Annotated in this window: 9 protein-coding genes and 1 pseudogene; 8 read left to right on the top strand and 2 right to left on the bottom strand. The window is 69.3% G+C overall.

From position 1 onward, the window contains the following. Nucleotides 1-487: 487 nt before the first annotated feature. A complete protein-coding gene (locus AB0H83_RS47255) occupies nucleotides 488-832 on the top strand; it encodes a hypothetical protein (protein ID WP_360108978.1) in 345 nt (114 codons plus the stop codon). A 74-nt stretch (nucleotides 833-906) separates the two neighbouring features. On the opposite strand, the gene AB0H83_RS47250 is transcribed toward AB0H83_RS47255, so the two are convergent. Beyond that, nucleotides 907-1,476, bottom strand: a complete 570-nt coding sequence (locus tag AB0H83_RS47250; protein WP_360108975.1) for a TetR-like C-terminal domain-containing protein — start codon at nucleotides 1,474-1,476, stop codon at nucleotides 907-909. Between the two features lie 150 nt (nucleotides 1,477-1,626). Between AB0H83_RS47250 and AB0H83_RS47245 the strand changes: the two genes are divergently transcribed. The 7 genes from AB0H83_RS47245 (at nucleotide 1,627) to AB0H83_RS47215 (ending at nucleotide 9,419) form a co-directional block, all read left to right on the top strand. Continuing rightward, nucleotides 1,627-3,306 (top strand): amidohydrolase, encoded by a 1,680-nt coding sequence (locus AB0H83_RS47245; RefSeq protein ID WP_360108972.1) that lies wholly within the window; start codon nucleotides 1,627-1,629, stop codon nucleotides 3,304-3,306. A gap of 94 nt (nucleotides 3,307-3,400) precedes the next feature. Continuing rightward, nucleotides 3,401-4,978 (top strand): ABC transporter substrate-binding protein, encoded by a 1,578-nt coding sequence (locus AB0H83_RS47240; protein ID WP_360108969.1) that lies wholly within the window; start codon nucleotides 3,401-3,403, stop codon nucleotides 4,976-4,978. Between the two features lie 58 nt (nucleotides 4,979-5,036). After that, the gene (locus AB0H83_RS47235) at nucleotides 5,037-6,014 is read left to right on the top strand and encodes an ABC transporter permease (RefSeq protein WP_360108966.1); all 978 of its coding nucleotides are present in this window, start codon (nucleotides 5,037-5,039) and stop codon (nucleotides 6,012-6,014) included. After that, nucleotides 6,011-6,901: an ABC transporter permease gene (locus AB0H83_RS47230; RefSeq protein ID WP_360108963.1), complete on the top strand. Its 891-nt coding sequence runs from the start codon at nucleotides 6,011-6,013 to the stop codon at nucleotides 6,899-6,901. The genes AB0H83_RS47235 and AB0H83_RS47230 overlap by 4 nt, the downstream gene beginning before the upstream one ends. Continuing rightward, nucleotides 6,898-7,749 (top strand): ABC transporter ATP-binding protein, encoded by an 852-nt coding sequence (locus AB0H83_RS47225; RefSeq protein ID WP_360108960.1) that lies wholly within the window; start codon nucleotides 6,898-6,900, stop codon nucleotides 7,747-7,749. The genes AB0H83_RS47230 and AB0H83_RS47225 overlap by 4 nt, the downstream gene beginning before the upstream one ends. After that, complete coding sequence (locus AB0H83_RS47220) at nucleotides 7,746-8,696, top strand: ATP-binding cassette domain-containing protein (protein ID WP_360108957.1); 951 nt, start codon at nucleotides 7,746-7,748, stop codon at nucleotides 8,694-8,696. The genes AB0H83_RS47225 and AB0H83_RS47220 overlap by 4 nt, the downstream gene beginning before the upstream one ends. Before the next feature lie 12 nt (nucleotides 8,697-8,708). Next, complete coding sequence (locus AB0H83_RS47215) at nucleotides 8,709-9,419, top strand: sulfite exporter TauE/SafE family protein (RefSeq protein WP_360108954.1); 711 nt, start codon at nucleotides 8,709-8,711, stop codon at nucleotides 9,417-9,419. Between the two features lies 1 nt (nucleotide 9,420). Here AB0H83_RS47215 and AB0H83_RS47210 read toward each other — a convergent pair. Then, nucleotides 9,421-9,774: pseudogene (locus AB0H83_RS47210) on the bottom strand (DDE-type integrase/transposase/recombinase); the annotation flags it as partial. Nucleotides 9,775-9,812 lie beyond the last annotated feature (38 nt).

The following is a 9,812-nucleotide window of genomic DNA, read 5'->3' as shown; positions in this document are numbered from 1 at the left end:
AGGTCACGGTGCCAGCGAAGCACCGTGTCGGGCCGCACCAACAGCCGCAGATGCTGCAGGTTCGGTCGGGGCACCTGGTGCAGCAGCGCCGCCAGGACGGCATCGCCTCAGCGGTCAACGCGCTGAGCCAGACAGGTCAACTTGCCAGCCTCCACGACGTCCTCTGGGAGCGCACCCCCGCCCGCGCCGTCGGCATCACCTTCGCGCTGGCCGGCGTCAAGTGTTACGAGAACGTCTACAGTGGACTGACAACGCGCGTGGCAGGCGACAACCCTGCACTACGCGGCCAGGCCCGCATCGCCGAGTTCTTCATCCGGCTCAACACCATATTCGTGGTGCTCATCGTCATGCCGGTCAATCTGATCAACCCGGCCTGGTGGACCTACGGCAGCGCAGTCGGGCTCCTCGACTCGATGCTCGTCAACTACGCAGGATCCCGGTTCGCCAGGCCGCATTGCGGCGCGCCCGGGAAGCCGAACTTACCACGGTGCCGACGGTCGTCGAGGGTGTCGCCCTCTACGCAAAGTGGGGCACGTCCATGTTGGTGTATGTCGTCATCGTCTGCGGGTTCGCAGTACTCATCAACACCGGTGTCCTGGTGGACAAACCGGCCTACGCCACCGTGGTGGTGCTCCTGAATGTCTTCCTCTTCGCGGCGAACAAGTGCGGCGTCAACGCCGAGCCGGTAAGAATCGGCCTGACGCGCGCATACCTCGCCGCGGAACGCCTCGACCGTATCCGAGCCGGCGTCGGCCAAACCGGGCCGTCGCCTGCGCGATCGACGCCGGCGATCCCGACCTGGCCGCAGCAGCGGCATGGAATCTCGCCATGATCTTGTCGGCGCAGGGCGAAACAGCACAGGCCCGTAGCGTCGTCCGCCGTGCCATCGAACAGCCGAGAACCTGGTCAGGCCGGTACAGATCGTTGCATCCCTGAGCACAGCAACGCCACCAGCCGCTGGAACGCGTGGTCGAGATCCACGCCGGCTGGTTGACCGCGATCGGCCTCCAGGACGCAGAATCCGTGCACTGCGCTGCGGAAGGCCCACGCCGCCTCCATGGCGTCCGGATCCGGCAGGCCGTAGCCTGCGATCACTGCCCGGACGATCGAGACGATCTCCTCGACGGCAGCCGTGACGTGAGCATCGCCGCGCATCGGCACCCGGTCAGTCGCGGCGTACAGGCCCCGGTGCTCGGCGACAAAGGCCCGCCAGGCTTGCGCCATGGCCATCACCGCGTCATCGCGGGATCTGCCGAGTGCCGCATCGCGCAGGGCGTCGGCCAGCAATCGCCGCGCCAGTAGGGCCAGCTCCCGGCGCACGTCGTCGACGCCGTCGACGTGGTTGTAGAGCGCGGACTGTCCGACGTTCATTTCGTGGGCGACAGCGGTGAGGCTCAGCGTGTCCAGCCCGTCGCGATCGACCAGGACCGCCGCGCATGAGATCACACGATCGCGGCTGAGGGGCTTCCGTGACATGGCGCTGATGCTATATCATCCTCAATGATAGTGTATCACGTATCGGTGATTACCTATCACTGTCGTGGTTTTCACCGGCCACGACGACCGCCGCGGCCACCCCCTGGCGGTCGCAGTGGCCGCCATCGCTGCTCTGGGAGTCATGCCACCGTGTCGACGAACAACGCCCCCGAACGATCGCCCGGCAGCGCGCGAACCACGCCCACCGCCCGCACCGCCGCCGATCTCGTGCTGTTCGGCGGCACGGTGCTGACCCATGACCCGGACCGGCCGCGGGTCGGCGCGGTCGCGGTCGCCGGCGACTCGATCCTGGACGTCGGCGACGACGCCGCGATGCTGGCACTGGCCGCACCGGATGCTCAGCTGATCAACCTCGGCGGCCGTGCCGCACTGCCCGGCTTCATCGAGACGCACACCCACCCGTACTTCTACGGCAGCAAGCTGGACGCCGCGGTCGATGCCGCAACCCGTCCCGGCGAGCGCCTCGGCGACCTGGTGGAGCGGATCCGTGAAGGCGTACGGCATGTCCCGGCCGGTGAATGGATCGTGGCCCAGGGCTACGACGACACGTTGCTGGCCGAGGGCCGGCATCCGACCCTGGCCGATCTCGATCCGGTGAGCCCGAACCATCCGGTTGTCCTGCACCACGTGTCCGGGCACATCTGCGTGGTGAACAGCGTCGCCTTGCGCGCGGCCGGGTTCGCCGACGCGAGCGCCGACCCACCCGGCGGGCTGATCGGCCGGGACGAGCACGGCCGCGCGAACGGCGTGCTCTACGAGGCGGCGGCCTTCGCGGTCAACAGATGCGTGCCACCGCCGGACACCGAGTCCATCCAACGCCGGCTGCGGCTGGCCGGCGAGGCATTCCTGGCGGCCGGCATCACCTGCGTGCATGACGCCGCTATCGGCGGGGTCGGCGGCACTGCCGAACTCGACCAGTACCGTCTCGCACAGGACGCCGGACGGCTGCGAACCCGGGTCCGCGGCTACCTGTTCCATCCGCGGTGGAGCCGGCTGATCCCGGATCGGCTGACACCGGACGACTTCACGGGCCCGAATCCCGACCTGCTGCGCGTCGTCGGCGTCAAGATTGTCGCCGACGGCAGCATCCAGGCGCGCACCGCGCGGCTCACCGGTGGCTATCACCCGGTCTGTGCGGAGGACGGGGTGCTGCTGCTGCCGCCGCGGCAGCTGACCGAGACGGTGCGTGCGTTGAGCGAGCTGGGCTGGCAGGTGGCGGTGCACGGCAACGGGGACGGCGCCATCGACGCGATCCTGGACGCGTTCGAAGGGCCGGCCGGAGCGGACAACCCGCTGCGGCACCGCATCGAGCACTGCCAGACGGTCCGGGACGACCAACTGGACCGGATCGCTCGCCACCGGATCCTCGTCTCGTTCTTCATCAAGCACGTGCACTACTGGGGTGATCGGCACCGCGACCTGTTCCTGGGCCCGCAACGGGCCGCGCGGATCAGCCCGCTGGCGGGCGCCGACGCGCGTGGCATCACGTTCGCCCTGCACTCCGACGCTCCGGTCACCCCACCGCCGCCGCTGGAAGGGATCTGGTGCGCCGCGACCCGGCGCACCTCCGGTGGCGCCGTGCTGGGCGCCGATCAGACGGTCCCGGTCGGAAGGGCGCTGCGTGGCTACACCTCTGACGCGGCGTACTTCAGCTTCGACGAGGACCGGCTCGGCAGGTTGCGCCCCGGCTACCTCGCCGACATCGCCGTGCTGTCCGCCGATCCGTCCGCTGGCGACCCGATGTCGGTCCGGGACATCGGCGTCGACACCACCATCGTCGGCGGCCAGGTCGCCTACCAGCGCCGCTGACCCGCGCCGACCGCCCACACCATCATTTCCGCACCCCCCGCTCCCGCCGGTCCGGAAAGGACGACACAAATTGATGAAACGCAAATTGGCAATAATGCTCTGCACCGTGGCCCTGTTCGCCAGCGCCTGCGGTGGCACGGCATCGCAGCAGGGTCAGGGCGGTGGAGCCACCGACACCCTGATCATCGGCGGGCCACTTGAGCCGCGCACCCTCAACCCGGCGGTGCAGTCCGGCATGGTCACCGCACTGCCCGGAGCACAGCTGTTCGCCAGCCCGATCCGGCACGGCAAGGACTTCACGCCGCAGCCGTATCTGGCCAAGAGCTGGGAGTTCTCCGCCGATCAGCTGTCACTGACGCTGCGCCTGGTCAGCGGCGCGACGTTCCACGACGGCACGCCGATCACCTCGGAGGACGTGGCGTTCTCGCTGGAGGCGGTGAAGAAGCACCACTCGTTCGGCAAGGCGATGTTCGGGTCGGTGAGTTCGGTCGAGACACCGGACAAGGAAACGGCCGTCATCAAGCTGTCCACGCCGACGCCCGCGCTGCTGCTGTCGCTGTCGCCGGCACTGCTGCCGGTCCTGCCCAAGCACATCTACGGTGACGGGCAGGACCTGACCAAGCACCCCCGAAACGTCAAGGACGTCGTCGGCTCCGGACCCTTCAAGCTCAAGGAGTTCACCGCCGGCAACCGGATCGTGCTGGAGCGCAACGACTCCTTCTTCCTGCAGGACCGCGCGAAGCTCAAGCAGCTGATTGTGAAGTTCTATCCGAACTCCGCCGCGACCAGCACCGCGTTGGAGGCCGGCGAGATCGGGATGGAGATCTCCTACGACCCGGTGGACGCCGGCCGGCTGGCGAAGAACTCGAAGCTGACCGTCGCCACCACCGGCTACGAGGCGGCCGGGGCGCTGAACTGGCTGGAGCTGAACACCAAGAACCAGTACCTCAAGGACGTCAAGGTCCGGCAGGCTGTCGCGCACGCCGTGGACGTGGACTTCATCGTCAACCAGCTGCACGCCGGGATTCCGCAGGTCGCGCCGGGGCCGATCCATCCGGGCAGCCCGTTCTTCAGCAAGGACCTGGTGACCTACAACCACGACACGGCCAAGGCCGCCGCGCTGCTGGACGAGGCCGGTCTCCCGGCCAAGTCCGACGGGACCCGGTTCTCGGTGCGGATCGACTACAACCCCGGCAACGACGTGACCGGCAAGAACGTGGCCGAGGCGATCGCCTCGCAACTCGGCAAGGTCGGCATCAAGGCCGAGGTGCGCAACGCGCCCGACTTCGCCACATGGTCCGAGCGGGTCTCCAAGTACGACTACGACATGACCATCGACTCCGTCTACAACTGGGGCGACCCGACCATCGGGGTGAGCCGCACCTACGTGTGCGACAACATCAAACCCGGCGTGGTCTGGACGAACATGGCGCAGTACTGCAATCCCACGGTGGACCAGCTGTTCGCCGCGGCCGCGCAGGAGATGGACACCGAGAAGCGCAAGCAGCTGTACCGCGACGTCCAGCGGCAGATCACCGCCGACGTGCCGGTGGTGTTCATCGAGACCCAGCCGATCGTGAACATCTACAGCAAGACGTACACCGGTATGCCGGACGGGATCTGGGGCGTGATGGCCCCGTTCCTGGAGGCGACCGGGACGCAGGCCCGCTGACGCAGCCCGGGCCGGCGGGCGACGCCCCGCCGGCCCGGCCCAACCGAGAAGGACAGACATGTTGCTCGCCGGGCTCCGGCGGCTGGCCAACGCGGTCGTGCTGATCGTCGCCGTCGTCCTGCTGAACTTCCTGCTCATCCATCTCGCCCCGGGGGACCCGGCGGTGGTACTGGCCGGGGAGGCCGGCGGGACCTCGCCGGAGGCGCTGGAGGCGATCCGGCACGCCTACGGCCTGGACCGGCCGTTCATGGTGCAGCTGCTCAACTATCTCGGCCAGGTGCTGCAGGGCGACCTCGGCCACTCGTACTACTTCGACGCCTCGGTGACCTCGTTGATCTGGCAGCGGCTCGGGCCGACGCTGCTGCTGTCGGGGTCGGCGATGCTGTTCGCGCTGGTGCTCGGCACCACGCTAGGGGTGAGCGCGGCGCGCCGGCCGAACGGCGCCTACGGCAGCGGCATCACGGTGCTGTCGGTCGTCGGCTTCGCGATGCCGGCCTTCTGGCTGGGCAGCCTGCTGGTGCTGCTCTTCGGACTGCGGCTGGGCATCTTCCCCACCGCCGGCATGGAGAGCGTGATCCCACCGACCGGCTTTTTCGCCCAGATGGTGGACGTCGGCCAGCACCTGGTCCTGCCGACGATCTCTCTGGGGCTGGTCTACCTGGCGCTGTACAGCCGGACGGCCAAGGCGAGCATGATCGACGTGCTGGGCTCGGACTACATCCGGACCGCCCGGGCGAAGGGCGCAGGGCCCAGCACCGTGACGTTCAAGCACGCGTTCCGCAACGCGCTGATGCCGGTGGTCACCGTCGCCGGCCTGCAGACCGGGGCCCTGCTGTCCGGCGCGGTACTCGTGGAGATCGTCTTCAACTGGCCCGGCCTGGGCCGGCTGGCACTCGACTCCATCCTGCGCCGCGACACCCCGGTGCTGCTGGGCATCCTCGTCGTCTCATCGGTGGTCGTGATCGTGGCGAACCTGCTCACCGATCTGGCCTACCGGCTGATCGATCCTCGAATCCGGACCGGAGTTGCTCGATGACCGACACGATGCTCCCGGAGCCGACCACCCGAAGCGCCGGTGCCCCGGCACGGCAGGGTTCGGTGTTCGTGGCCCTGCTGCGCAGCCCGGTCGGGCTGGTCGGGCTGCTGATGCTGGCGACCTGTCTGCTGGCGACGGTGCTGGGGCCGATGCTCTACCCCGTCGACCCGATGGAGATCGCCGGCCGGCCGCTGCTGCCGCCGGGGGCACCGGACGCCCCGCCGCTCGGGACCGACGAGGTGGGCCGGGACCTGCTGGCCGGCCTGTTGAACGGCGGGCGCGTGACCCTGCTGGTCGGCGTGGCCGCCGCGGCCCTGTCCACGTTCATCGGCGTGGTCATCGGTGGCCTGGCCGGCTATCTCGGTGGCTGGATCGACTCGGCGTTGATGCGGTTCACCGAGTTCTTCCAGGTCCTGCCGATCCTGCTCTTCGCGATGGTGCTGGTGACATTGTTCCAGCCGAGTGTCGGGATGCTGTCGTTCGCCATCGGCATCGTCGCCTGGCCTGGAACCGCGCGGATCACCCGCGCCGAGTTCATGCGGATCCGCACGCTGGACTACGTGCGGGCGGCCCGGGCGATCGGCATCCCGAGCCTGCGGATCATGGTACGGCTGGTGCTGCCGAACGCGCTGCCGCCGATCATCGTGATCTCCACGCTGATCGTCGGCTCGGCGATGCTGTTCGAGTCGGGGCTGAGCTTCCTGGGGCTGGGCGCCCCGGGCACCGTCAGCTGGGGCACGATGCTCGGCGACAACCGGGACAAACTCGCGATCGCCTGGTGGACGGTCACCCTTCCCGGAGCCGCCATCTTCCTGGCCGTGCTGAGCATCAGCCTGATCGGCGACGGCCTCAACGACGCGCTGAACCCGAAGCGGCGCAAGCGATGACGGCGCCGATCCTGACCGTGGAGTCGCTCGGCGTGACGTTCGACGGCGCCATACCCGCCGTCAGGGACCTGTCCTTCGACCTGTACCCCGGCGAGACCCTGGCCGTGGTGGGCGAGTCAGGATCCGGTAAGTCGGTGACCTCACTGGCCATCATGGGCCTGCTGGACGACGCGGCGACGGTGACCGGCCGGGCCGTGTACGTGGACGCGGCCGGCAGCCGGGTCGAGCTGATCGGCCTCGGCGAGCGGTCGCTGCGCCGGCTGCGCGGCAACGAGATCTCGATGATCTTCCAGGAGCCGATGACCGCGCTGAATCCCGTGCTCACCGTGGGCGAACAGATCGCCGAAGCGCTCCGGCTGCACCGCGGGACGTCCCGCCGGGCGGCCAGGACGGCCGCCGTGGAGGCCATGGAGCAGGTGCGGATCCCGGACCCGGCACGCCGCAGCCAGCAGTACCCGCACGAGCTGTCCGGCGGGATGCGGCAGCGGGTGATGATCGCCATGGCCATGGTGTGCCGGCCGCGGATCCTCATCGCCGACGAGCCGACCACGGCGCTGGACGTGACGATCCAGTCGCAGATCCTCGGCCTGCTCGCCGATCTGAAGGACGAGACCGGAACCGCGGTTGTACTGATCACGCACGACATGGGCGTCGTGGCCGAAATGGCAGACCGGGTGGTGGTGATGCAACAGTCCCGGCTGGTCGAGCAGGGAGCCGTGGGCGAGATCTTCCGCAACCCGCGCGAGCCGTACACCCGGGCGTTGCTCGATGCGGTGCCGCGGCTCGGCGCGATGACCGGCATCGATCACCCGGTGCCGTTCCCGCTCAGCAGCGAGGACGAACGATGAAGCCGATCCTGGAACTGACCGACGTCGTCAAGCGCTTCCCGCTCCGCGGCGGCAGCACGGTGCACGCGGTCGAACACGTGTCACTGTCGGTGCCGGCCGGCCGGACGGTGGCATTGGTCGGTGAGAGCGGGTGCGGCAAGTCGACCCTGGCGAACCTGGCGATGCGGCTGGAGCAGCCGGACTCCGGCTCGATCGTGCTGGACGGCGTGGACATCACCCACCTGCGTGCACGGGCCCTACGACCGCACCGGCGGAAGATCCAGATGGTCTTCCAGGACCCGTTCGCCAGCCTCAACCCACGGGCGGCGGTGGGCAGCTCGGTCGCCGAACCGTTGCGGGTGCACGGAACGCCGGGTGGTGCAACGCAGCAGGACCGGGTCGCCGAGCTGTTCCGGCTGGTCGGTCTGGACCCGTCGGACATGGCGAAGTACCCGCACCAGTTCTCCGGCGGCCAGCGGCAACGCATCTGCATCGCGCGGGCACTGGCCTCCCAGCCGTCGCTGGTGGTCGCCGACGAGGCCACCTCGGCGCTGGACGTCTCGGTGCGGGCGCGCGTGCTCAACCTGTTCATGGAACTGCAGGAGAAGCTCGGCGTCGCCTACCTCTTCGTGAGCCATGACCTGGCGGTGGTCGAGCGGGTGGCGCACCAGGTGGCAGTGATGCGGCTGGGCCAGATCGTCGAGTTCGGCTCCCGGCAGGACATCTTCGCCGACCCGCGGCACCCGTACACGCGGCGGCTGCTGGACGCCGTCCCGGTCGCCGACCCGGAGCGTCGCCGAACCCGAGACCGCAGCAGCGAAGAACTGGTCAGCCCGATCCGGCCGCGCGGTAGCAGCCCCGAACTGGTGACGATGCGCGAGGTGTCTGCCGGCCACTGGGTCGCCGAACCGACCGGAGCGGAACGGCCCTCCCTCGCCGACGCGGCCGCCCGCCGCAACATCGAGTAAGGCGACGCACGAGTGACCATCGTTCTGGCCGCGGCGGTGATCGCGGTGGCTTCCGCGGCTCAGGCGATCACCGGCTTCGGTTCGGCGCTGCTGGCCGTGCCGTTCCTGACGATCATCGCCGGCCCCCGGCCGGCAGTGGCGGCAGGCCTGATGGTCGCGGTACTGCTGTCGATCGGGGTGGCCGTCGTGGAACGCCGGCACGTGCTGTGGCGGCCGGTCCTGCTCATGGGAGCCAGCGGCATCGTGGCCGCCCCGGCCGGCCTGCTGCTGCTGCGGACGCTCTCCGACCGCGACCTGACCCTGCTCATCTGCACCGTGCTGCTCATCTCCGCGGTGCTGCTGACCGTGCAGATCCAACTGCCCCCCACCGACCCCACCACGATCTCCGCCGGCCTGCTCAGCGGCACCCTGCTCACCAGCACCGGCCTGAACGGACCGCCGCTGGCGGTCGCACTGGCCGCGCAGTCGCACCCGCCACGCACGAGCCGGGCCACCCTGGCGATGGTGTTCGTCGTGCACGGCCTGATCGGCAACATCCTGGTGCTCACCTCCGTGCAGATGACCGACTCGACGCTGCACATCGGCGCGGTCGCGGTCCCGGCGATGATCGTCGGATGGGCCGCCGGCGATCGGATCAGCCGGCGCATGGACCGCACCTGGACTCGACGGGCGGTCATCGCGCTCCTCGTGGTCGGCGCGGTGCTCGCAGCAGTGACCGCTTGAGTCACCTGGCACCCGCGGCCCACCGCACCGTCACCGCACCGTCGACGGCGAGTTCGTAGTGTCCGCGTCGGAGGTTCTGCATGAAGGCGTGTCCGGCAATGATGACCTGTGCTGTCGTATCGGTCCGTAGCCCGCGCATTGGTCTCAGCCGGTGTTTGAGCCGGCTGTGATCGGCCTCGATCGGATTGTTGGCGTACTGCTCGACGTGGTGCCACGCCTGCGGGATCAGCTCGTCCAGGACGGCGGGGTAGATTGCGGCGGCGTCGGTGACCACCTCGCTGGGCTTGACCTTCAGTGTGGACAGCGCCCGGCGGAAGAACCGACGGGCCGCGCCGGCGTCGCGGCGCGCCGACGCCGACGCGCTCCGGGCGCTGACGTTGCTGCGTTCCGCGC

It is taken from the genome of Dactylosporangium sp. NPDC050688 (assembly GCF_040654515.1).
GTDB lineage: Bacteria > Actinomycetota > Actinomycetes > Mycobacteriales > Micromonosporaceae > Dactylosporangium.
Note: the sequence above shows the minus strand (reverse complement) of the source record. Positions and strands in the feature narration are given on the sequence as shown.